Below are 24,256 nucleotides of genomic sequence, written 5' to 3' on the forward strand. Positions count from 1 at the left end.
AGCCTACAGCAGGCTCTTGCGTTGGTTAGACGGTGGGATCGATAAAGACTCCCGGTATTTTGCTATTGTCCTACGGGCGACCTGAATACCTTGGTCTGCCAGTAGATCAGCAATCTTACTGTCGCTAAGAGGCTTGGTAGGAAGCTCTGCTGCGACGAGTTTTTTAATTAATGCGCGAATTGCCGTTGAGGAACACTCTCCTCCAGAATCAGTTGCTACATGGCTGGAGAAAAAGTATTTAAGTTCATAAATTCCTCTAGGTGTATGCATATATTTCTGTGTGGTAACACGGGAAATAGTTGATTCATGCATATCTACCATTTCTGCGACATCATTTAACACCATTGGTTTCATCATTTCAGGTCCATGCTCAAAAAAACCAACCTGCTGCTGAACAATGCAGTTTGCGACTTTGAGTAAAGTGTCATTACGACTCTCTAGACTTTTTATAAACCACTTGGCTTCTTGCATATGCGACCGAATAAATTGACTATCACTGGTGTTTTTAGCGTTCCGGCTCATTGCCGCATATTGCTGATTTACATTCAGCTTAGGCAAACTATCGGGATTTAGCTCAACTTGCCAACGACCATTTTTCTTCATCACTGAAACATCTGGAATGACGTATTCAGATTCACCGATTAACAATGAACTACCAGGGCGTGGATTGAGTGTTTGCAATAACCGCATAGCTTCTCGTAATTCGTCTTCTTTTAGACGAGTTTTACGCATTAAAGTTCGGTAATCTTTACTGCCTAATAAGTCAGCATATTCGCTGATTAATAACTTAGCTTCATTTAACCAAGGGGTGTCAGGTGCAAATTGATTCATTTGTACCATTAAACATTCTTGCGGATTTCTTGAGCCTGAACCAATAGGGTCGAACATTTGAATACGTTTTAAAACGCATTCCACCTCATCAAGTTCAACCTCTTCATGGTCGAGACTAGCAAGAACATCTTCGGTGCTGATAGTGAGGTAACCAGACTCATCAATAGAGTCGATAATTGCGATTGCTATGGCAGTATCAACTTCAGAAAAAGGCGTTAAGCGCATCTGCCACAATAGGTGATCTTGAATATTTTCGGTTGTTTCACCTTGGAAAATTTGGTCGTCATCGCCGCCACTACCACCGCTTATTGAGGCGGGGGCTGAGGAGGCACTGATATATTCGTCCCATGTGCTATCTATGGGTAATTCGTCTGGGATATCTGCTTTTTCTAATGCCTCGTTTGTATCCATGGAATCAGAACTTGCGGATACCGTCTCCTCTGAGAACTTGTCATTACTGTCTGCTAAAGCGGAATCCCCAGTAGGGATATCTGAACCGTCTTCTACTTCTAAAAGTGGATTCGATTCTAACGCTTCCTGTATTTCCTGTTGTAAATCCAGCGTTGATAATTGCAATAGACGTATAGCCTGTTGCAATTGAGGCGTCATTGTTAGTTGCTGGCTGAATTTTAATTGTAACGAGGGTTTCATTTAGTTTTTTTATTCTTACTTGTTTAGCCACAAAGCTTTGGTTAAAAACAACATACCTCTACTATAGCTTGAATTGCTCGCCAAGGTATACATCTCTGACTTGTTGATTATTTAAAACTTCTTCTGCGGTTCCAGAAGCTATCAATTCACCATGACTCACAATATACGCTTTTTCACACACGTCTAGCGTTTCACGCACATTATGATCAGTTATTAATACACCAATACCTCTATCGCGTAGGTGTTGAATTATTTTTTTTATATCGTTTACTGAAATCGGGTCAACACCAGCAAAGGGTTCATCCAATAGAATAAACTCAGGGGCGGCCGCTAATGCACGAGCGATCTCGACTCTTCTGCGCTCCCCGCCTGATAAACTCATGCCAAGGCTGTTACGAATATGGTTAATATTGAATTCATCCAATAATGCATCCGCTTGCTCTTCTCGCTGATCAGAACTTAATTCTTTTCGGGTTTGCAAAATTGCCATGATATTTTGGTAAACGGTTAACTTACGAAATATAGATGATTCTTGAGGAAGATAACCAATTCCTTTTCGTGCACGGATGTGCATGGGTTGTAAGGTTAACTCGGTCTGATCAATATAAATCTCGCCTTTATCGAGTGGCACTAACCCAACAATCATATAGAAGGTCGTCGTTTTACCAGCACCATTGGGACCTAACAGGCCAACAATCTGTCCAGTAGAAACTTCAATGCTTACATCTCGCACCACTTGCCGAGATTTATAAGACTTCGCTAAATTGGTCGCTTTTAACGTTGCCATTAAGGTTTTTCATCCTGCAACTTGTCTTGCTCTTCTTCAGTTTTTTTAGTGTCGTCAGTTTGCCGATTGCGAATGCTTTCGGGTTGGAAAATGGCAGTGACACCGCCTTCTGCGTTGCCGTCACTTTCTGCTATCAATTGCTCTAATTCCATATTAAATTGAATCGATTCACCTTTAACAAGGCTACTATCCTGATTTAATTCGGCTGCACCATTGAGTGTCAGAGTACGATTCGATACTTCATATTTAATTTCATTGGCCGCGGCGCTAATATTACTGCCATCATCGAGGGTTTGGCTGTATTTTGCTGGTTTACCTCGGGCAATAAAAACTTCTTTACCTTCCCCTAAACCCGCAATAACCTCGACTTCGTCAGCCAAAATTTCAAGGCTACCTTGGGTGATTTTGACGTCTTTTCTAAATATCGACGTTTTGGTTTTGCCATCAAAAAAATTCGACTTTGAGTCAACTTTGATTGGCAAGCTAAAATCGTTCTCACCGGCAATAATAGCGGCGCTGAACATTAAGCTAATAAATAAAGCGCTAACGCGGCGCATATTGAGTTTGCACATGATTTTTAAGTTCATATTCCTGTGTAGTTAAATTTGCTACAAAACCGTTACTTTTAACAATGAAATCTTTCCCGTTTATCTCAACCGGTTCGTCAGACATCATTGTTTTATCGACTAAATTAATTTCTAAAAACTGGGTTCTGATTGTTTGCACAAATCCCGATTCATCGAGGCTTCTAATCTCTACATCAGTTTCTAATTGAATTCGATTATCCTCATACAGCGTGCCTTCCTCAGCTTCTACATGCCAAGGCGTTTGCTCATCGGAAACATAGATGGTGTATTTAGGTTGGCTGAATAAAGTGAAGCCTAGGATTTGATAATGTTCCATTTTAAGCGCGAATACCTGATGATTCACTTCGCCGTTTTCATTGTAAAGAGTGCTGCGCATATTCCTCGCCTGATAATTAGGCTGCCAGGAATCTTCATTACTAGAATCTGTCTGTTCTGGATCTGAACCCATCCACCCTGGCACATATACCATCAAGACTAGCACAAACAAGATGCCAATGCTTAGGGTGATACGATTCATACACTACTACCGTAAATACGATTTAATTTGTTGTTGGCAAACAAAATTAGATCACAGATTTCTCTCACTGCGCCAGCACCACCAGTTGTTTTAGTGACATATTCTGCCACTGATTTCACATATGGATGGCCATTAGGAACACTGATAGACACACTGCTTTGTTCAAACATACCTACATCAGGCATATCATCACCCATTGAAGCGATATTCTCTTTTTTTAGGTTTAATCCCGTTTTGAGTTTATGTACTGCGGTCTTTTTGTCTTCGACACCTTGAATGATCAGAGACACGCCTAGGGCTGACATTCTATTTTCCACAATGGCGGACTGGCGACCAGTGACTATTGCCACATCAATGCCAATTTCCAACATTGACTTTACGCCATAGCCATCAAGTGTATGAAACGCTTTAAGTTCTTCACCATTGTTTCCCATAAAAATGCTGCCATCAGAGAAGATGCCATCTACGTCACACACCAGTAATTTAATTTTACTAAGCTTATTAATGAAATGGTTATTAACTGGACCATAAAGGGTTTCAATAATTGACACTAAACAACTCCGGCTTTTAGTAACATATGCATATTTAATGCGCCAACTGGCTTATTTTCATGATCTACTGCAAACATTGAATTGATACTGTATTTCTCCATCAAATTAAGTCCTTCAACTGCTAACATTTCCGGTCGACCCGTTTTGCTGTTAGCTGTCATTACCTCAGAAACTGGGGTTGAGTGTATATCAATCCTATCATCAAGGATGCGGCGCAAGTCACCATCTGTAAAAATCCCAACCAACTTGCCAGTCTCGTCTATTATTCCTGTCATTCCTAGCCCTTTTCGAGAAATTTCGAACAAAGCATTGCGCACGGTTTGATCTAATTTCACTAAGGGTAACTCATCACCTGTATGCATGATATCTGCAATTGTTAATAACAGCCTACGACCTAAGCTTCCACCTGGATGAGATAGCGCAAAATCGGCGGAGGTAAACCCACTGGCGTTTAATAATGCTACAGCTAATGCATCACCCATTGCCAAAGTTGCAGTCGTACTGGCGGTTGGTGCTAACCCTAACGAACAGGCTTCTTGTTCTACCTTAATACACAGTACTTCATCAGAGTGTTTACCTAACGAGCTGGTAGTACTGTTTGTCATTGAAATGATCGGGACTTCCATTCGTTTAACCACGGGGATTAAATTCAGTAACTCCGCCGTTTCACCAGAGTTAGAAATAGCCAACAATACATCCTGGTTGGTTATCATCCCTAAATCACCATGGTTAGCTTCCCCAGGATGCATGAAAAAGGCGGGGGTGCCAGTGCTGGCTAGCGTGGCGGCAATTTTATGGCCGATATGACCTGATTTTCCCATGCCACAAACAACCACTTTTCCTTTACAGTTTTGAATGATTTGACAACTTCTTTCAAAACTTTCATCAATATATTCTTGCAACTGTAGAATCGCTTTAGACTCTATTTCTAATACCTTAAGTGCCGATGCGATATAATCTGAAGACATAGTTAATTCGCTTTATTTAAATAAACAAGAATGCGCAATAGGCTAGATAACAAACGACGAAGGCTACACCTTCCCAACGGTTTATTTGCCTTGTGCCTCGGATATTAAAACTAAATAAAATAAGTAAGACGGTCACGAATAACATGGCGTACATATCTCGATTGGCGACATTTTCGTCTATTATTCCTGGGGATATAAGTCCTGGCATAGCCAATACGGCAAGAATATTGAAAATGTTTGAACCAATGATATTGCCTAATACGAGATCGTCTTCGCCTTTCAATACTCCGGCTATACAGGCTGCCAATTCCGGTAAACTAGTACCGAGCGCTATAATGGTTAACCCAATAAGTAATTCACTCATTCCCAAGTATCTTGCGATATGAACAGCAGAGTCAACCATGAAGTGCGCGCTCAAGGGGAGGAAGATAAGCCCTAAAACAACCCAAAAAATAGCTTTTGATGGCGGTACATCGCGGGGAATTTCATCGGCGGTTTCTGTGTGCAATGGATCATTTTTTTCAGCACTTAGAGATATCCAGGTTAACCCCCCAATCGTAAACACAAATAAAGCGATTAACACTAAACCTTCAATAAAGCTTAAATGACCATCTGCTAAAAAGTAAACGGCCAACAAAGTCACAGATAACAGAACAGGAAGTTCGCGCTTAATCGTACTACTTGAAACCATCAATGGCTTTAATATCGCGGTTATACCCAGTACCAAGGCAATATTAGTAATATTAGAACCAATGGCATTTCCGACAGCGGTATCAGGGTTACTATTTAAAGATGCTGTCGCTGAGACAACTATTTCAGGCGCAGATGAGCCCATGGCAACTATTGTTAATCCAATAACCATGGGCGAAACGCCAATGTTGGTGGCAAGTGCTGAGGCACCATAAACAAATTTGTCGGCGCTCCAGCTAAGAACAGCTAGACCGGCTATAAAAATAAGGATTTCTAATATCACTTGACTATTTCTTTAAAAAACAATGATATGATTATCGCAAAATACATATGTAATTCCTAATGACTTTACAATAATAATTTATCGTCTCAGATAAGCCATAATTTTACTTATCTAAACGGACCTTTACTTTGTATTTACAATCTTTGATCAAGATATTGTGACCTATCAATTTATATCAAGGCTGAATAGGTGTTATCTAAAATATTATAGCCACAACAACAGATACAATTCGTTTTGCGTTACGCTTTGTTACAAATCGAAGCAGTTAGTCAATAACGCCCCATAATCTATACTGTTATCATTCATTTAAATAGCGTGATTAATTTTGGTCATTTTGCGTGGAATAATTGTTTATTAACCTTGAAAAACGATAAAATGGCCTCAAATCGTCGCATCGGTTGAAACATTTTAGGTGTTTGTCGTGTCTACTCATCCAGGCCACTCGGAGTTTCGGTGAAAAATTTAATAGAAATAGATAGTTTGACCTTTAAACGTGGTAACCGTGTAATTTACGACAATATTTCGTTACACATACCAGAAGGGAAAACCACGGCAATAATGGGTCCTAGTGGGATCGGTAAAACAACGCTTTTAAAACTGATTGGTGGGCAGTTGCGCCCCAACAGTGGTGATATTCAATTTCGTGGTGAATCCATTCCAGGAATGAGCCGTAAACGATTATTTCATGTTCGCCGTCAGATGAGTATGTTGTTCCAAAGTGGTGCTTTATTTACAGATATCAGTGTTTTCGACAACATTGCATATCCTTTGCGTGAACACAGTAACTTGTCTGAGGATTTAATTAAAACCATTGTTTTATTAAAACTTCAAGCGGTAGGGCTGCGCGGTGCAGTCAATTTAATGCCCAGTGAATTATCTGGCGGAATGGCGCGTCGAGCAGCGCTTGCTCGGGCTATTGCATTAGATCCTGAGTTGATTTTGTACGATGAACCCTTTGCCGGACAAGATCCGATATCTATGGGTGTACTGGTTAAACTGATTAAAGAATTAAATAACGCGTTGAATTTGACCAGTGTGGTGGTAACCCACGATGTAAAAGAAGTGATGAGTATCGCCGATCATGTTTACATTCTGGCTGAAAAGAAAATTATTGGCTCAGGGACTCCTGAGGAAATTAAGCAAAGCGACTCAGCGTTAGTGCAACAATTTTTACGTGGTGAAGCAGATGGACCTGTGCCATTCCACTACCCAGCGAAATCGCTGGAGCAAGAATTTTTAGGAGTGAGTTAGTGGATTGGTTAGCAAAACTTGGACAATCAACACTTGATCGATTTGCAGCCATTGGGCGAGCGACCGGTATGCTTATGGGAGCAGTGTTAGCTGCCCCTCAAATTAAAAATATCTCATTGACGATAAAACAAGTTTACGTGGTTGGTGTGCAGTCACTTTCCATTATTATCGTTTCTGGTTTGTTTATTGGCATGGTTATGGCGCTGCAAGGCTATACTATTTTAGTTGATTATGGTGCTGAAGGTAGCTTAGGTCCTATGGTTGCCTTGTCTATTTTACGAGAGCTAGGACCTGTTGTTACAGCATTGCTGTTTGCTGGCCGCGCTGGTTCGGCGTTAACCGCTGAAATCGGTTTGATGAAAGCCACAGAACAACTGAGTAGTTTAGAAATGATGGCCGTTGATCCGCTACGTCGAGTAGTCGCTCCTAGGCTCTGGGCTGGTTTAATATCAATGCCGATGTTGACTATGATTTTTAGTGCGGTAGGTATTTTAGGTGGACACTTAGTTGGTGTTGAATGGCTTGGTGTTGACGTGGGAAGTTACTGGTCAATCATGCAGTCTACCGTTGAATGGAACGAAGACGTGATGAATGGTGTCATTAAAAGTGTTTTCTTTGCGTTTGTGATCACCTGGATCGCTATCTTCAAAGGATACGACTCAGTGCCTACTTCGGAAGGAATAAGTGCAGCGACAACACAAACCGTGGTGTATTCATCATTGGCTGTACTTGGATTAGATTTCGTTTTAACCGCAATTATGTTTGGAATAGAGTGAGGAATTGAGCATGACATCAAGGAAAGTTGAAGTATTAGTTGGATTGTTTGTTGCAATGGCGATTGCAGCCTCACTAATGTTAGCACTAAACGTAGCCAGTCGAGGTTCTGTGGGGCAGGGAGATACTTATACCCTGTATGCCAAGTTTGACAACATTGGTGGTTTAAAAGAGCGTTCTTCGGTAAAAGTGGGCGGCGTTGTGATTGGTCGAGTCGAGAAAATTAAATTGGATCCAAAAGACTTTACACCCGTAGTTACCTTGAGTATTTCTACTACCTATAACCAATTTCCAGAAACCAGTTCAGCATCGATTTTAACTTCTGGTTTATTGGGCGAGCAGTATGTGGGATTTCAACCGGGTTTCACTATCGATGATATCGAAAATCTAGCTGATGGTGACTATATTGCCGACACCAAATCAGCGCTCGTTTTAGAAGATCTAATAGGTCAATTTTTATTTAGTAAAGGCAGTGACTAAGCTGCCAATCTCGTTGGGAAAAATTATGAGAAACAGGTTTTTAATAAAGATAGCGTCAATCGCATTGTTGACGATTGGTTTAAATGCTCACGGGCAAACCATTGATGAGACTAACCCATACAGCATGGTAAAAGATGTTGCGTCTCAGACTTTTGACCGCATCAAACGTGAAAAGCAAAAAATTTCTGAAGATCCGGAAGTATTGCGGGTGATCATGAAAGAAGAATTGTTACCCCATGTTGACTATAAGTTTTCTGCGTTCAAGGTATTAGGTAAATACGTTACTAAAGCTGAAAAGGCGCAACTACAAGAATTCGTTGCTGTTTTTAGAGAATACCTGGTCACCACTTATGCAGTGGCTATGGGCTATTACGACGACCAAACTGTAGAGTTCGAGCCTGAGTCTGATTTTGAAGATGAGCGCAGCGTGACAGTTCGAGCCATAGTAAAAGACGGAAAACGTCCAGACATTAAGATTGCGTTTAAAGTTAGAAAAGACAGAAAAACCAACGAATGGAAAGCTTACGATATGGTTGCTGAGGGAATCAGTATGTTGTCTTCGAAACAAAGTGAATTCGAAAGCATTTTACGTCAACAAGGCATCGACAAAGTCATTGAGTTAATGCGTGAGAAAATAGAACAACCTATTTCGCTTGAAAAGAAAGAGGCTTAAGTGGCTGAGCAATCAAACGCGATTGAAGTTACAACAAGTAATAGCGGCGCCTTTTATTTAAAAGGTGATTTAAATCGCGATACGGTAATGAAGTGTTGGCCGCAACAACAAAGTGACATTCAAACCTGTAAGACAAACGCATCAACACTACAGGTCGATTTTGCCGGAGTGAATCAGGTTGATACAGCTGGATTGGCCTGGGTTATGCGGCTATCGAAAAACTGTAAATCGGAAAATGTGCCTCTAGAATTGCTTAACTTGCCTGAAGGATTAATAAAACTTGCCAATTTAAGCAACGTTAGCACTATTTTGTCGATACAATAGCCGAAATTTATCAATCGAAAGAGTACAAATGGATAATCAACAAATAGCAGATCTGCTAAAAGAGCAGTTGGAATTAGCCGAAGTTCATGTAACTAGTGAAGGCTCCCATTTTCAAATTATTGCTGTAAGCGATAAATTTGAAAGCATGAGTCGAGTTAAAAAGCAGCAATTTATTTATGGCCCGTTAAAAGAGCAAATTGCCGATGGCACTATGCACGCTATTTCCATAAAAACCTTTTCCGAAAAGCAATGGCAACGTGAACGTATGTTCAATGTGCCCCAATAACTTCGCGCATCATGGATAAACTTAGTATAAATACCAGCCCTGCGTTGCATGGGGATGTGGTGATATCCGGTGCGAAAAACGCCGCGCTACCAATATTAATGTCGTGTATTTTGGCGGACTCTTCTTGTTTTTTTGACAATGTTCCGCACCTTAGGGACATCAACACTAGCATCAAATTGCTGGGTGGTTTGGGCGTAAAAGCGCAACGTCATGATAACCAAGAGTTAGAATTGGACCCGAGTAAGATTAACAATATGACCGCCTCTTATGAGTTGGTAAAAACCATGCGCGCATCAATTCTTGTGCTTGGCCCTTTGTTAGCCAAGTATGGTAAAGCCAACGTGTCTTTACCTGGTGGTTGCGCCATAGGTGCTCGTCCTGTGAATTTGCATCTTGAAGGCTTAAAACAGATGGGCGCTAAGATCAGCGTCGATGCGGGATATGTGCGTGCTGAAGTCGATGGGCGTCTCAAAGGAGCGCATATCTTCATGGATATTGTCAGCGTTGGCGCGACTGAAAATTTGATGATGGCGGCGACATTGGCTGATGGTCAAACCGTGTTGGAAAATGCCGCACGAGAACCTGAGATTGTAGATTTAGCCAATTGTTTAAATCGCATGGGAGCGAAAATCACAGGAGCGGGTACCGACAGTATTAAAATTGTCGGCGTTAAACGTCTTCAAGGCTGTCACTATCGGGTTTTACCAGACCGAATAGAGACTGGGACCTTTTTAGTTGCTGCGGCAGTAACAGGGGGAAATATCCGCTGTACCAATGCTGCACCACATACCCTAGACGCTGTGCTGACTAAATTAACTCAGGCCGGAGCTGATATTGAAACTGGTGAAGACTGGGTGTCATTGAATATGCATGGTAAACGCCCTAAAAGTGTCAATATTAAAACCGCTCCTCATCCTGGATTTCCAACGGATATGCAAGCGCAATTTATGGCGTTAAATTGTGTGGCCGACGGTACTGGTGTAGTGACTGAAACTATATTTGAAAACCGATTCATGCATGTACCAGAGTTACAGCGGATGGGCGCTAAAATATCCCTAGAAACCAATAACGCGGTTTGTGAAGGAGTAGAGCAGCTTACTGGGGCACAAGTAATGGCAACTGATTTGCGGGCTTCTGCCAGCTTGATTATTGCCGGCTTAGTCGCTAAAGGCGAAACCATAGTCGATCGAATTTATCATTTAGATCGTGGTTACGAGCATATCGAGACTAAATTGACCAAATTGGGCGCCAACATACAACGTATCAGTTAACCACGTTAGGCGCTGAACATTTCAAACGCGAAAATCACCGGTATGACCAATACCATTAACAGTATTAGTGCAGTAACAGTAATAACCAAAACTCGCCAATTGGATTGAAATCTAAACAAATCACTTTCGATTATTTGTTGTTTACTGCACTGGTGTTTTTCAGCTATCTGACGGGCAACAATACAATAGACAATAGGAATAACTGTATTTGGGAAGTTCTCAGGAATAATCGGCAATAAGCAGATAAAAACCAAGCACAAAGATAACCCCCATCGTAGGGTTTGTTGAGCTTTATCGAACTGATTCAAAGCAGAAAAATTCTGATATAAAAAGTATACTGCGGCCAGAGGACCACCGATAAAAGCGCCTAAGGTTATCTGATTCGGTGAAAACATTGAGGTGCTGTCAGTGGATAACGATTGGCCCATGTCGCTTTTCGGTGCGCTATAGGGATTTTCCATAATTTAAAACTTCCTTACTAACTTCAATAACTGAATTTCTGTTAAGTGCTAGCTTCGCCAACCGTCACTTTAATATTGATAACTTTACCATTGCGAGATATCGACAAATCTAATTGTTCACCAGGGCGGCTTTTCGCAATCATGTCGAAAGTTTGATCCAATGTTTCTAACTCAACTTGATTCATCGATAAAATGATATCGTATTGTTGTAAACCTGCCAATTCAGCAGGGCCTCCAGGGGCAACGTTGGTAACAACTATGCCGGCTAGATTAGGATCGATACCACCAGTAAAACCAAGTTGTCCATGAGTTGCCTTACCATTTTCGATGATTTCATCCATGACTCGACGAGCCAATGTGTAAGGTACCGCGAAAAAGATGCCGTTCACATCAATCACTCTGCGTTGACTATCCAAAGTTTTGAAGTTGGCGTTATTAATACCAATTAAAACGCCGTTGCTATCGACCAAAGCGCCGCCAGAGTTACCTTCATGCATTACCGCATCGGTTTGAATAAACTCTCTGAAATTTTGGGTAATGGTGTGGCCCGAACGACTAATGATGCCTTGGGTAATGGTCTGGCCAATATTCAATGGGTTACCTATGGCTAAAACCACATCACCGACGCGAATTTGCGGATCTTCAATTTGCGGAATAACTTGTAAATTATCGGCTGTAATTTTTAACACTGCTAGGTCGGTAAGTTCATCATATCCCGCAAGTTCAGCAGTAACACGGCGTCCGTCTGGAAGTCCTACAATAGTGCTTTCAGCATTTTGGATAACATGCCAGCAGGTGAGGATGTAGCCGCTTTGGGTCATTATCACACCTGAGCCTAGACTAGTGCGATTTACTTGCCGACGTCGAACAATATCAATACTACTGCTGTATATATTAACCACTGCGGGGGCTGAGCGACTTATTGCGTCGTAATAACTTTGTTTTTCAGGCTCTGCTTCGCTGCGATTAAACACATCAAAGCTCAAGCCACTGCCACGTCTTAGTTCTGGCACTAATGCTAATATAAGCGCTGAGATAATTAATCCCAAAGCGACGGATTTTGTTAAAAACTGGAGCCAGACTGGTATTTTCACGTGGTAGATCAAGTTAAACGACTGATTATTAAGAGTAACACTGAATAATCATTGATGGTAGGTATCTAAGGTGGATAAAAGCATAACAGCCGCAGATTTGTTGGCTGTTATGCTTAAAACGGTTAATAAACTATCGAATTACTAAATACAACGAGGTCTTACCACGTTGAACATTTAATGCTATTACACCCTGTGCTTCGTCCATTTGTCTGCGTAAGTCAGCTACTGTAGTTACTCTGGCTCTATTAACACCGACTATCACATCGCCATCTTGCAAACCAATACTGGCTGCAGGTGAGCGGTTTTGTATTTCGGAGATAACCACACCATCGTTACCGCGCACGGTTTTACCATTAGTTAAGGTTGCTCCTTCCAAAGCCGGGTGGATTTCTCGGGCAGCAACCACTGCGCCAGTAGCATCACCAAGAGTGACGTCAATGTTACGAGATTTGCCTTTACGCATAATCGTTAATTCAACTTCAGAACCAGCACCCATAGTGCCTATTTTGGCGCGTAATTCCTGGAAGCTGCTAACCGCCAAACCGTTGATATGAGTGATAATATCGCCTGATTCTATGCCACCTTTTTCGGCTGCTGAATCTGGGCTAACTTCACTCACGAAGGCACCTTTATTGACGTCAAGGTTCATCGCATCTGCCAATCCAGCATCTACATCTTGACCAATCACACCCAGTAAGCCACGACGAACCTCACCAAACTCAATAATTTGATCTACTAGGCTTTTCATCATGTTGCTCGGAATCGCAAAACCGATACCTACGTTGCCACCATTTGGTCCGAAAATAGCGGTATTGATACCAATTAACTCACCACGAAGGTTAACTAATGCACCACCAGAATTACCTCGGTTAATGGCCGCATCAGTTTGAATGAAGTCCTCGTAACCACCAATATTTAAACCAGAACGCCCTAATGCACTGACGATACCTGAGGTCACTGTTTGATTTAGACCAAAAGGGTTACCAATGGCTACAACAAAATCGCCAACTCGCAATTTATCAGAGTTTGCCAATGGAACGGCTTGTAAATCTTCAGCTTCAATTTGAAGCAAGGCGATATCACTTTGCTCATCAGCACCGAGTTTTTTGGCCTTTAACTCTCTACCATCTGTTAGTTTGACAGTAATTTCGTTGGCGTTGTCGACTACATGATTATTAGTCACTACGTAGCCTTTTTTGGCATCAATGATGACCCCTGAGCCTAATCCTTTAAAAGGTCGTTCTTGAACTTGTTCATCTGAACCACCAAAAAAATGACGAAACATTTCAGGCACACGTTGCCTTGAAACTTGCGTGCCTTCTACTGCGATACTGACGATAGCTGGAGTAGTTTCCTCTAGCATCGGAGCCAAGGTCGGCACTTCATTTTTGTCGGAAGAAAAAAATGGCAAAGCGGCGTTGGCCGACATAGCGATGGACGCTGCTCCAACAACAATAGCGGTGGTAAGTATGAAACGATTAACAACTTTTTTCATCGTAGATTTGTCTCCAAAGTATTCTACTAAAAATCAAATTAATGTAGTTAACCTAAACTCGGGATAAGAAGCGTCAATCAATCACACATTGTGCTTAACAATCTGCGCTATCGCTTAATAACTCGAAAAGTGGATATGCGCTCGATGATGAATTTGATGTATAAAGCGAAGTCAGTTTTCTTGGTTAATAGTGAACTATTACTGGAAGACATAACGACGCTTGACACAAAATACCATTATCAAGTTACCCTGCTTATCCCTAGTTCAGGTTCTTGAATCAAATGACCGTACAATGGTGCGCAAAGTTCAGATTTAATTACTTCTCGTCGACGACTTGCTTATTTTTTGCGTCAGTAAACAGTCCAGTCCTTTCACCTGAAAAGTCTTTGGGTTGAAATTCAGTATTTTCAGATTTGCGTTTATGCTTAGATTGTTGATGACCGATATATACCGATGCCTGTTCACCAAAGTAAGTTAACTTTTCACCATCATCTGCCTGTGTTCTCTCAACCGCACTTTCAAATGCATCAAGTTGTTCTGATAAACTCTCACACTGATTTTGTAAAGCCGTTACGATATCGCGAGTTTGACCAATGTGATCAGTGGCGTTTTGCGCCATCACTTCCCTAACTGTATTTTCGTTTTGTTTCGAATTTTGATCCGCTAATTTTCGATCAGCAAAGAATTTTGAGATAAAAAATCCTAAAATCATGCCTACAACCAATAGCAATAACCCTACTATCCAGTCCATAATGTCTCCAAATTGTATAAATGCTTTACTTAATCATACTCGCTTAGCAAACTATGCGGACAATTTTTTTTTGTTCAAGATGATTTAGTAACAATTTTTAATATTAGCGGATGTATATGAAAACGCCTTGGGAAAAATACCAACAGGACCTTAAAGAGCCTGAATTTCATTTCGATGCCGCTCAAGAGAACGCGGTAAAAGAATTACAACGACTATTTGATGAGCTAACACAGCCCCAAAAGAAACGCACTTGGAGAGTAAAGCTTGCCAGTAAATTTGGTAAAGGGATGCATAGGCCGAGTATCCAAGGGCTATATTTCTGGGGTGGTGTAGGGCGCGGCAAAACATACTTAGTGGACACGTTTTACGATTGTTTACCGTTCAAAAATAAAATGCGTATTCACTTTCATCGATTTATGCATCGTGTACACGAAGAACTAAAATCCCTTGGTGGAGAAAGCGACCCGTTAAAGATTGTTGCGAATATTTTTGCAAAAGAAACCAAAGTCATCTGTTTTGATGAATTTTTTGTGTCAGATATCACTGATGCGATGATTTTAGGTACTTTGATGCAAGAACTCTTTGCTCGCGGAATTTGTTTAGTGGCCACTTCCAATATCATTCCAGATGAGCTTTATCGTAATGGCTTACAACGGGCTAGATTCTTACCTGCGATTGAATTGATAAACCAAAATTGTCGAATTGTGAATGTAGACTCCGGTGTGGATTATCGAATGCGCACCTTGGAACAGGCCGAGATATTTCACTATCCATTAGATAAAGCTGCTAATCAAAACTTAGATAAGTACTTCGCACAACTAGCACCTGAAATAGGGGGTATTAAACGGGATATTGAAATTGAAGGACGCAAAATCCCTTCGATTAAAGACGCGGATGGAATAGTGATGTTTGAATTTCGCGCCCTATGTGACGGTCCCCGTAGCCAAAATGATTACATGGAATTAAGTCAATGTTACCACACAGTGCTGTTGGCTAATGTTGAACAAATGGGCAAGGAAATTGATGACGTTGCGCGACGATTCATTGCAATGGTTGATGAATTTTACGAACGAAATGTTAAGTTAATTATTTCTGCAGCTGTTCCAATGGAGCAATTATACAGTCAGGGACAATTAAATTTTGAGTTTAAACGCTGTTTAAGTCGGCTTAAAGAAATGCAGTCTCATGACTATTTAGCGACACAACATTTGCCCTAGACCCTCGATTTTAGGTAGAATTCGTTTAAATAGAAATTAAATCGATACAAGAAGAGCTGAATTACAATGGGAAGAAAGTTCGAAGTTCGTAAAGTCGCTATGGCGAAAACAGCCGGAGCAAAAACTAAAGTTTATTCTAAATACGGTAAAGAAATTTATGTGGTAGCTAAAAACGGTGGGACCGATCCACAGGCCAATTTATCGCTACGTAGATTAATTGATAAAGCTAAAAAAGACCAAGTTCCTAGTCATGTAATTGATAAAGCAATTGATAAAGCCGCCGGTGGTGCAGGTGAAGATTACGTGCCTGCAAGATATGAAGGTTTTGGTCCTGGTGGCTGCATGGTGATAGTTGATTGTCTAACCGATAATCATAATCGCACGATCACCGATGTACGTAATTGTTTTACTAAAACAGGTTCAAAATTGGGAGTTGAAGGAACAGTCGGCCACATGTTTGATCATCAAGCTGTGTTTGCGTTTCCAGGCGACGATGAAGATGCCGTTTTAGAAGTGTTAATGGAAGCAGATGTGGATGTAACAGAAGTTGAGTGTGAAGATGGTATTATTACTGTTTACGCTCCCCATACTGAATTCAACAGTACTCGCACAGCATTGACCGAAGACAATCCTGAAATTCAATTCGAGGCTGAAGAAATTACCTTTATCCCGCAAACAGAATCAACCGTCAGTGGTGAGGATGTTGCTGTGTTTGATAAATTTATGGATATGCTAGAAGACTGCGACGATGTTCAACATGTTTATCACAATGCGGTTGTTGAACGTGAATGATGTTCATAGTAAATAAGGTGTGTAAGGGAATTAGATAAGGCCATTACACTGAAATTTTACGATTAAAAGTGCCCTCGAAATATGAGGGCATTTTTGTTTGCAATCTAACATTTTTCTTCACTTATTCACTCCAATGTAGCCGTTAAATCGAATAAATTTTTAGTGTGCGAGACAACCCGCCAAGATGCTTTGACGCCTTAGGGCGAAATCCCCTAACAGCTATGAATAACTGACCATGAATAACCCCGTGCCATGGGTTGGTATCCGTAAGAAGGGAGATTGACTCGCTACACAAATAAAAAAGACCGACGGTTTGCGCCGTCGGTCTCTTAAATGATTAAAGTTTGGGTGGAGGTTATCCACCCTTATAACTTATCTTTCTCCCACTACCACTTCAAATGAGTTGCTATCATAGGGTGTATTGGCTTCAACGATTGCACCTGCGATTGGTGCAGTGTCAGCAGTATCTGCATTAGGATCCAATGAATTACCTACTGTATAGGTTTCAAAACTATCGCTAAACACTTCAACTTCCGAACCTGAGTCTGATGAATACACTTTGAAATCATCAACCATCAAACCAAAAGCGGTTACATCACTGGTGCCGCCGATTCTAAAGAAGATTGTTTCAACCCCGCCTTGCACGCTACCTAAATCAGCGCTGGGTGAAGAGAACTCACCTTCAAAGGCGACTTGACCGTCAATGGTTACGGTAACCAATGGGGCAACTGTATCGCTTGCAGCTGAAGCATCCCAAGAGATTTCGAAATCAATATCTTGACCTTCTTGGAAACCAGCAGTAGAACCGCCACCACTAGAAGAACCATCAGCGCGTAGGTCGTAATCATCACCACTAATATCTAACGAGATATATGCCATAGCATTACTGGTACTGGTACTAGAGCCAAATATCGCTATTTGTGCGTCTTCAGATGGGTCTTCAGCCTTAGCGCCGGCTTCTCTTTGTACCGTCGCGGTGAATCTGCCTTTTACAATGGCATCATCAGGCTTAAATCTTAACTCACCTGCATCTTCAGACGAGGAGTCAGTAATAATTGCAAACTGACTATTTTCCTCTGTACTACCCGTTTCCACCACAAAAGCTTCAAATGAGTTGCTATCGTATGGCGTACTGGCTTCAACGATTGCATCTGCGATTGGTGCAGTGTCAGCAGTATCTGCATTAGGATCTAACGAGTTACCAACTGTATAGCTTTCAAAATCGTCAGTAAATACTTCAACTTCTGAACCTGAGTCTGATGAGTAAACCGTAAAGTCATCAACAAGCAAACCAAAAGCGGTTACATCACTGGTGCCGCCGATTCTAAAGAAGATAGTTTCAACTCCGCCTTGCACGCTACCTAGATCTGCGCTGGGTGAAGAGAACTCACCTTCAAAGGCGACTTGACCGTCAATGGTAACAGTAACCAGTGGCGCAACAGTGTCACTTGCCGATGTTGCATCCCAAGAGATTTCGAAATCAATATCTTGACCTTCTTGGAAACCAGCAGTAGAACCGCCACCACTAGAAGAACCATCAGCGCGTAGGTCGTAATCATCACCACTAATATCTAGTGAGATATATGCCATTGCGTTACTAGTACTGGTACTAGAGCCAAATATCGCTATTTGTGCATCTTCAGATGGGTCTTCAGCCTTAGCGCCCGCTTCTCTTTGTATCGTTGCGGTCATTCTACCTTTCAAAATAGCTTCATCAGGCTTATAGCGTAGTTCGCCCGCATCTTCAGTTGAAGAGTCGGTGATTCTAACAGCCTTGTCTGAGCCGGTGTCGACCACTATGGTACCGTTTATAGTGATGACTAGTTCCGCGGTAGTGCCATCGACAGATTCAATGGTAATGGTATCGGTTTCACGTTGGCCTACTTCAAGGGCTGCGATTGTTGGATCGGCAGTATCAAGGGTATAAGTCCATGAACCATCTTCTAGTATTGTCAGCACGCCGTAAGTGCCTGTAATCGTGGATTCAATGATAAAGGCTTCACCTGCATCTGGATCGATCACGCTCACAGTACCTGTTAAGGGCACAGTGGTATCGCTTGCAACAGTAGCTGTCAAATCGAAGAAAGCTGCAGGAGTAGGCTCTGCAGAGCCATCGCCTACATCAAATACTACAACTTCAGAGTAGATAGCTAAACCGTAAAGGCTGCTGTCACCATTTAATGTATCGCCTTCATCATAATTTTCAAAATCATCTTCAAATACACTTACAGTGCCATCTGTGTCGGAATACACTTCAATGTTATCAACATAGAAAGAACCAAAAGGAATCGTTCTGCTGTTATCACCAAATCTGAATTGGATAACTTGCACACCATCTGCAAACCATTGGTCTAAATCTGTGAAATCTGAATCAACAACGGCCGCTGTTGAGAAAGAACCACCACCGATAACTTCACCGTCGATAGTGACTGTTAATTGTTCAGCAGCGTCCAAATCCCAAGCAATTTCAACATTATAAAACTGCTCTTCCACGAATGGGGCAGTAATCATGATGCCGGGGTAATCGTCACTATCGGTGTTACGCACTAAGAAGCGTGGGTCGATAGGATTGCCGTCAGCGTCAGTTTGGCTTCCTTGAATACGTAAATCAATGAGCGACTCACTAGAACTTCCAGATGAGCCATAAAGTGAGATATACGCATCTTTATTATTGCCATCGCTACCAAGTGCCGCTTCTTTAGAGAACGAAGCGCTAAGCTTACCTTGACGTAAATTATTCACGCCAAATCTAATCTCACCTGTGTCATCACCGGTATCGGAAATTTTAACCACTTGAGTAAGCGCTGCAATACGAACGTCGATATCGGCAGTGGTACCATCAATGGTTGATATAGTGATGATATCGTTGACTGAGCTGCCTACTTCAAGGCTAGCCACTGTGTCATTTGTGGTATCAACTGTATAAGACCATTCACCATCTTCGGTAATACTGAAAGTTCCATAATCAAGTACGACGTCTGTTTGCGCAATGAAAGCGTCTTCTTCAAAATTGGGATCTGTGACTGTTGCCGACGCTGTATAAGTGTCAGTTTCAGTATTTTGTACAGTAGCACTCAATACACCACCGATGATTGCTACAACAGGATCGTTATTGTAACCAACTGCTGCACCGATTGCGTCTAGTAGACTTACGTCAACATCACTCGCAACTTCGGAGGTAGTTTGCAGGTTGGTTTGCGCCATTTCAAATGCATCTAAGGTAGCTTCGGAATAGGTACCGTCAGCGATGTCAGCAACAAGGTCAGCTAAAATCGCAGCCAAATCTTTATCGGCATCGTCAGCATCTAACTGTGACAAAAGGGCTAATACTGAACCATATCTGTCGGCATTATCTGCTCCATCTGCACCAAGGGCATCGACCCCCACTGTTGTAGGCGCAACTTCTGTTACATCAAAACGAATGCCAAAACGGGCATTAATCGCATCAATCACAGTAGCAAAACTATTTAAATCAGCGCCTGCTGATTGCACCGCCATTTCAGTCAAAGGAGAGACAACATAGGTAGGTGGTGGCTGTACCACGCCATTCTCATCAATTATATTTTCAACAACATCCACCACAGCTCTTAGCATTGGTGCATCTAAAATTTCACCTGTTGATTCGTCGGTATAAGTACCACCAGTACAGGAAACAAGACCGTAGCCTTCAAAATGAACGTCGCTAAAGGTTACTTCACCTGTATCTGCTGTCGTTGCGGTGGCTTGTGCAGGGGAGACTGCCGCACCATCATCATCTATTGCAAATATGTCGCAGCTTGCGCCACTTACAGGGCCCTTCACTACGTTAGCAGTGACATTTAAAGTCGGGTTTATCATCGGAGTGGATGCACCCACGCCTTCAGTGAAACCTGCGTTGTCGGTATAATTAGCAGACACAGAGACAACCGTACCTTCGTCTGCTTCGGTAATAGTATAAGTATCGCCAGTTACGCCTGTAGACCAGGCATAAGTGATCTCGCCATCAATTCCATCTGCATCAGTCACCGTTGCTGATAGTGTGGCACCGGCAAAAAAATCACTACCGGAGATTGCGACACTTCCGCGAGTATTGCCATCCAACTCAGCCTTATCATCACCGGTACAACCAACCAAGGCTGTGGCGACAACAAGGGGTATAAGTTTTTTCTTAAACATGCTTTCTACTCCTGAAAATTATTCTTTTATATTGCATAGTTAGGTAACAAAATTGATTAATTGTTAGGTATGTCCTAACTATGCATTGTGCGTGATTAATATTTAAAGCTAATACCTGCGAATAAGCGCGGACCGTAGTCGTTCACTTCACCTGTGTTGCCTATCGTGAAGAAGTCCTGAGACTTAGGTTCACTGAACAAGTTAATTGCAGAAACTTTTACACGGAAATGTTTATTGATTTTGTATGACGCGCGGGCTTCCCAAACTCCAGCTTCATCAACGAAACGAAGTCTAGTGCCGTTACTTGTGTACGGCTGGAAGTACTCGCTACGATACTTGTAGATTAGCGCGGTATCGAAGTCTCCGATTTGGTAATACACTTGACCACTGAATACATGCTCAGAGAATCCAGGTACGTTTCCTGGCTCAACGATACCTTCTGTAAGCTGAGTCGTTACTCCATCTAGATCTGTGACGAAGGTGTCTCCATATAGACCATCTTCAAACTCATAATCTGAGTCTGCGTAGTTATAGCCAATCTTCACACCAAAGCCGTTATCCCAACGGTAAGCTAACGACATCTCTATACCAAACAGGTCACTACTTTCATCTGTTGTGACAGAGTTAGTGATCGGTAATCCAACTTCTACACCGTCAATTACGAAGTTTTCTAATACGGTTTGTTGTTGGAAACCACCGTTAAATTGTTTGTAATAGAAACCGAACGCGAAAATTGAATCGTCGTTAGGATACCACTCTACCGCCACATCATAGTTCCATGACATTAGAGGTTTAGTGCTTGGGTTACCAGAGCCATCCACGCCCGTTAGCAATTCTTCTCGTGTTGCTGCTTCAGCTTCATCATCGGTTTCAATCGTGCGATCGTAACTCAGATCTGCTGGGTCTACGCGAGACATACCACGATATACGCCGGCTCTGAATAGAATGTCTTCGCTGTAATCAATCACTAAGTTGAAGCTAGGTAATACTTCGGTGTAATCACTTTCTGCAACAGTACGGGTAATATCTCCCGCTTCTGAAGAGCTCCACAAATCTGTTAGTGGGTCTTGTGTGAAGACGTAACCTTGTCTAAAACCAACGGAACTGACTTCTGTTTTGACTACACGCACACCGAAGTTACCACGAATGAATTTACCCATCATTTCAGTGTCGTAGTTAGCCATCATGTAGGCCGCAGTGGTTTTTTCAGTTACATCGATAGTGCCCTGATTTTCGTACTCTACATCAGGGTATCCAAATTCTACACCGCCAGCGGAGGTGAGTGCTTGTGAGAAACATACGTTGTCATATGTTGCCCATGAATTGCCCGTGCCACTGCTAATAACATTACCGTCACTATCTACATTGGTAACAATATCACCGTCAGAAACTCCCGATAAGAAGCCGGACTCTGGAAAGTTAATTTGGCAGCTTTCGAGGACGTCGATTGCGTTAGCAGCGGTTTCATCTAATTCAACCTCAGTTCTTGAACCGTTTCCATTGCTACCACCGTATTGGATAAAAGACAGTTCAGAAACACGCAAACCACCTTGTATGCTAGTGAAGGCACCATCATTTAATGCATAATCGAAATCAACACGGGCAGAGGTGATTTCATTTTCGCGCACGTTTTCACGGTCAAGACGAGTACGTAGACTGTCAGTAAAGTTTGAAATATCGGTCACGTCAAAATCGGAGAGAGTAAAGTTAGGAATTTGCTCACCCATGTCCCAAGAAAAAGACTGGTATGCAGCGGTTCTACCTCGGTTAGATATTTGTAATTCTTCACGTTTTGTTTGCGAGTAAGAAATATCGCCACGAATGGTTAATTGATCATTCACATAATGTTCAACGTTTAAACCGTAGCCACGATAGTTTTCTTCACGAGAGAATTGCTCACCAGCAGATTCAATACGATCTTCACCTTCCCAATGTAAAATACTACCTACACTGTTAGTAATTAGGTTTTCACCGGTTACTCCAGGGGTAACACGTTTTTGTAGGAAGATTAGATCGTGACGCGCTTCGGCTTGGTTACGATCTGAAATTTGCGCGTCAAAGTTGATGTCCCACGCTTCTGTTGGTTGAAATTGTACTGCAAAAAATAACGCATCTCTTTCATCTGAGGTTTCATTTTGACGGAAGCTACGGCTGGACCCAGTCCAAGCATAAGGCGTATCGGCATCGATTGCTCGGCCAGTTTCTGGATCAATTTCTGTGTTATAACCTTGGTTACTGCTTCCGCTAACTTGGTCTTCACAATCACCAGCGGTACCACGGAAAAAACCTTCGTTCATGTTCGTTGGATCATTTAAACACGCCCACAAAGAGGTACCTGAAGGGCTTGAGCTACGGTACTCTGCTTCTGGCTGACTGATGTCTTGACGTTGCCAACCCACTGATATACCTACGGCTGCGCCGTTATCAAAATCAAACTGGTCAACATAACTGATTGTTCCACGGTAGCCTAAGTCGCCTTGTAGAGAATTTTCGATGTCTGCTTCGTCAGGGTTGTAGTTAAGTTTAGCTTCTGCCTGAAAACTTTGTTTTCCGTAATCTAGCGGTTTCAGAGTTTCTAATGTAATGACACCAGCAACACCACCTTCAATCATAGAGGCGTCTTGGGTTTTATATATCGCTACTTTCTTCATTAATTCTGACGGGAACTGAGAGAAGTTAACTGAACGGTCACCACTACCGTTTGTTGCTTCACGACCATTAATATGGGTCGCACTTAAGAAGGGGCCTAATCCGCGAATCGTGATTTCAGTCGCTCCGCCGTTTTCACGGTGAGATGCAGCACCGGTAATTGATTCCAATGCCTCACCAATTGAAAGTGCAGGTAAGTCACCTATGTCTTCAGCAGATAAACCGTCAACAACAGTCGTTGCCTCACGTTTGATGGCGATTTGGTCTTGAATTGTTTTTCGAGTACCAACGACATTAATAACTTCGACGTCGTCTGCATTATTTTAATTTTCAGTAGGTGCATTTTGTGCTGTTGCTGAAAACGCAAATGAGCCAGCTACAGAAGCAAAAACTGCAGCTTTTACCCATTTTGCAATAGGTGTAAGTGTAAAAAGCTCTTTTTGATAAATTAATTTTGTGTTGTGCCCTGATATCAACGACATATCGAGTTCTCCGATGGTTTTTGTGAGGTCATATGGTTGCGGATCGCTTGTTATAATGATGTTGCCTTATTGTTACAAAGCAATATACTCAATGAAAACCAATATATCAACCAATTGTTAACAATTATATTACCAAACGCGCAAGTGATTGTATTACCAATTCAATTACCAATTTATCGGAGATGTTATAAAGAATATAAAATGGACATCCAGAATATAAAATGGAATATAAAATG

The 24,256-nt window shown here is 41.9% G+C and carries 23 protein-coding genes; 9 read left to right on the forward strand and 14 right to left on the reverse strand.

The genetic code is table 11. The annotated features are described in order from the left end of the window. Nucleotides 1-3 precede the first annotated feature (3 nt). From ABWV72_RS16710 to ABWV72_RS16740, 7 genes are all read right to left on the reverse strand, one after another. A complete protein-coding gene (locus ABWV72_RS16710; protein ID WP_216049722.1) occupies nt 4-1,482 on the reverse strand; it encodes an RNA polymerase factor sigma-54 in 1,479 nt (492 codons plus the stop codon). 61 nt (nt 1,483-1,543) lie between these two features. Next, nucleotides 1,544-2,269: an LPS export ABC transporter ATP-binding protein gene (gene lptB / locus ABWV72_RS16715; protein WP_216049723.1), complete on the reverse strand. Its 726-nt coding sequence runs from the start codon at nt 2,267-2,269 to the stop codon at nt 1,544-1,546. Continuing rightward, nucleotides 2,269-2,826: a lipopolysaccharide transport periplasmic protein LptA gene (gene lptA, locus ABWV72_RS16720; protein ID WP_216049748.1), complete on the reverse strand. Its 558-nt coding sequence runs from the start codon at nt 2,824-2,826 to the stop codon at nt 2,269-2,271. The genes lptB and lptA overlap by 1 nt, the downstream gene beginning before the upstream one ends. Beyond that, nucleotides 2,813-3,373 (reverse strand): LPS export ABC transporter periplasmic protein LptC, encoded by a 561-nt coding sequence (gene lptC / locus ABWV72_RS16725; protein ID WP_216049724.1) that lies wholly within the window; start codon nt 3,371-3,373, stop codon nt 2,813-2,815. Before lptC ends, lptA begins: the two co-directional genes overlap by 14 nt. Further along, nucleotides 3,370-3,924: a 3-deoxy-manno-octulosonate-8-phosphatase KdsC gene (gene kdsC / locus ABWV72_RS16730; protein WP_216049725.1), complete on the reverse strand. Its 555-nt coding sequence runs from the start codon at nt 3,922-3,924 to the stop codon at nt 3,370-3,372. Before kdsC ends, lptC begins: the two co-directional genes overlap by 4 nt. Next, entirely contained in the window at nt 3,924-4,892 is a 969-nt protein-coding gene (locus tag ABWV72_RS16735) for a KpsF/GutQ family sugar-phosphate isomerase (RefSeq protein WP_342806802.1), read from the reverse strand. The genes kdsC and ABWV72_RS16735 overlap by 1 nt, the downstream gene beginning before the upstream one ends. Before the next feature lie 16 nt (nt 4,893-4,908). Next, on the reverse strand, nt 4,909-5,865 hold the full coding sequence (locus ABWV72_RS16740; RefSeq protein ID WP_353371858.1) for a calcium/sodium antiporter: 957 nt from the start codon (nt 5,863-5,865) through the stop codon (nt 4,909-4,911). A gap of 453 nt (nt 5,866-6,318) precedes the next feature. On the opposite strand from ABWV72_RS16740, the gene ABWV72_RS16745 reads away from it, so the two are divergent. The 7 genes from ABWV72_RS16745 to murA are packed head-to-tail and all read left to right on the forward strand — an operon-like array spanning nt 6,319 to nt 10,924. After that, the gene (locus ABWV72_RS16745) at nt 6,319-7,116 is read left to right on the forward strand and encodes an ATP-binding cassette domain-containing protein (RefSeq protein ID WP_216049728.1); all 798 of its coding nucleotides are present in this window, start codon (nt 6,319-6,321) and stop codon (nt 7,114-7,116) included. Next, nucleotides 7,116-7,892 carry a lipid asymmetry maintenance ABC transporter permease subunit MlaE gene (mlaE, locus tag ABWV72_RS16750; RefSeq protein ID WP_216049729.1) on the forward strand — a complete coding sequence of 259 codons (777 nt, stop codon included), beginning with the start codon at nt 7,116-7,118 and terminating at the stop codon, nt 7,890-7,892. Before ABWV72_RS16745 ends, mlaE begins: the two co-directional genes overlap by 1 nt. Before the next feature lie 10 nt (nt 7,893-7,902). After that, nucleotides 7,903-8,370 carry an outer membrane lipid asymmetry maintenance protein MlaD gene (mlaD, locus tag ABWV72_RS16755; protein ID WP_216049730.1) on the forward strand — a complete coding sequence of 156 codons (468 nt, stop codon included), beginning with the start codon at nt 7,903-7,905 and terminating at the stop codon, nt 8,368-8,370. 25 nt (nt 8,371-8,395) lie between these two features. Beyond that, nucleotides 8,396-9,043 (forward strand): ABC transporter substrate-binding protein, encoded by a 648-nt coding sequence (locus ABWV72_RS16760; RefSeq protein WP_216049731.1) that lies wholly within the window; start codon nt 8,396-8,398, stop codon nt 9,041-9,043. Continuing rightward, complete coding sequence (locus ABWV72_RS16765; protein ID WP_303501243.1) at nt 9,044-9,367, forward strand: STAS domain-containing protein; 324 nt, start codon at nt 9,044-9,046, stop codon at nt 9,365-9,367. Nucleotides 9,368-9,395: 28 nt separating this feature from the next. After that, the gene (locus ABWV72_RS16770) at nt 9,396-9,653 is read left to right on the forward strand and encodes a BolA family protein (RefSeq protein ID WP_216049733.1); all 258 of its coding nucleotides are present in this window, start codon (nt 9,396-9,398) and stop codon (nt 9,651-9,653) included. A gap of 11 nt (nt 9,654-9,664) precedes the next feature. Then, nucleotides 9,665-10,924 carry a UDP-N-acetylglucosamine 1-carboxyvinyltransferase gene (gene murA / locus ABWV72_RS16775; RefSeq protein ID WP_216049734.1) on the forward strand — a complete coding sequence of 420 codons (1,260 nt, stop codon included), beginning with the start codon at nt 9,665-9,667 and terminating at the stop codon, nt 10,922-10,924. Between the two features lie 5 nt (nt 10,925-10,929). Here murA and ABWV72_RS16780 read toward each other — a convergent pair whose 3' ends face one another. From ABWV72_RS16780 to ABWV72_RS16795, 4 genes are all read right to left on the reverse strand, one after another. After that, a complete protein-coding gene (locus tag ABWV72_RS16780) occupies nt 10,930-11,385 on the reverse strand; it encodes a hypothetical protein (protein ID WP_353371862.1) in 456 nt (151 codons plus the stop codon). 41 nt (nt 11,386-11,426) lie between these two features. After that, nucleotides 11,427-12,473: a trypsin-like peptidase domain-containing protein gene (locus ABWV72_RS16785; protein ID WP_303501252.1), complete on the reverse strand. Its 1,047-nt coding sequence runs from the start codon at nt 12,471-12,473 to the stop codon at nt 11,427-11,429. A 136-nt stretch (nt 12,474-12,609) separates the two neighbouring features. After that, nucleotides 12,610-13,974, reverse strand: coding sequence for a DegQ family serine endoprotease (locus ABWV72_RS16790; RefSeq protein ID WP_216049736.1), 1,365 nt, complete (start codon nt 13,972-13,974; stop codon nt 12,610-12,612). A gap of 316 nt (nt 13,975-14,290) precedes the next feature. Further along, complete coding sequence (locus ABWV72_RS16795; protein ID WP_353371864.1) at nt 14,291-14,725, reverse strand: ZapG family protein; 435 nt, start codon at nt 14,723-14,725, stop codon at nt 14,291-14,293. A gap of 110 nt (nt 14,726-14,835) precedes the next feature. On the opposite strand from ABWV72_RS16795, the gene zapE reads away from it, so the two are divergent. Together zapE and ABWV72_RS16805 are read left to right on the forward strand one after the other, a co-directional pair. Beyond that, nucleotides 14,836-15,942 (forward strand): cell division protein ZapE, encoded by a 1,107-nt coding sequence (zapE, locus tag ABWV72_RS16800; protein WP_353371866.1) that lies wholly within the window; start codon nt 14,836-14,838, stop codon nt 15,940-15,942. A 66-nt stretch (nt 15,943-16,008) separates the two neighbouring features. Then, nucleotides 16,009-16,734, forward strand: coding sequence for a YebC/PmpR family DNA-binding transcriptional regulator (locus ABWV72_RS16805; RefSeq protein WP_216049739.1), 726 nt, complete (start codon nt 16,009-16,011; stop codon nt 16,732-16,734). A gap of 372 nt (nt 16,735-17,106) precedes the next feature. Here the strand turns inward: ABWV72_RS16805 and ABWV72_RS16810 are convergent, their stop codons facing one another. The 3 genes from ABWV72_RS16810 to ABWV72_RS21230 form a co-directional block, all read right to left on the reverse strand. Then, a complete protein-coding gene (locus ABWV72_RS16810; RefSeq protein ID WP_353371869.1) occupies nt 17,107-20,889 on the reverse strand; it encodes a VCBS domain-containing protein in 3,783 nt (1,260 codons plus the stop codon). A 95-nt stretch (nt 20,890-20,984) separates the two neighbouring features. Beyond that, entirely contained in the window at nt 20,985-23,837 is a 2,853-nt protein-coding gene (locus ABWV72_RS16815) for a TonB-dependent receptor (RefSeq protein ID WP_502902149.1), read from the reverse strand. Between the two features lie 24 nt (nt 23,838-23,861). Beyond that, nucleotides 23,862-24,020, reverse strand: coding sequence for a hypothetical protein (locus tag ABWV72_RS21230; RefSeq protein ID WP_502902148.1), 159 nt, complete (start codon nt 24,018-24,020; stop codon nt 23,862-23,864). Nucleotides 24,021-24,256 lie beyond the last annotated feature (236 nt).

The organism is Aliiglaciecola sp. NS0011-25 (assembly GCF_040370605.1).
GTDB lineage: Bacteria > Pseudomonadota > Gammaproteobacteria > Enterobacterales > Alteromonadaceae > Aliiglaciecola > Aliiglaciecola lipolytica_A.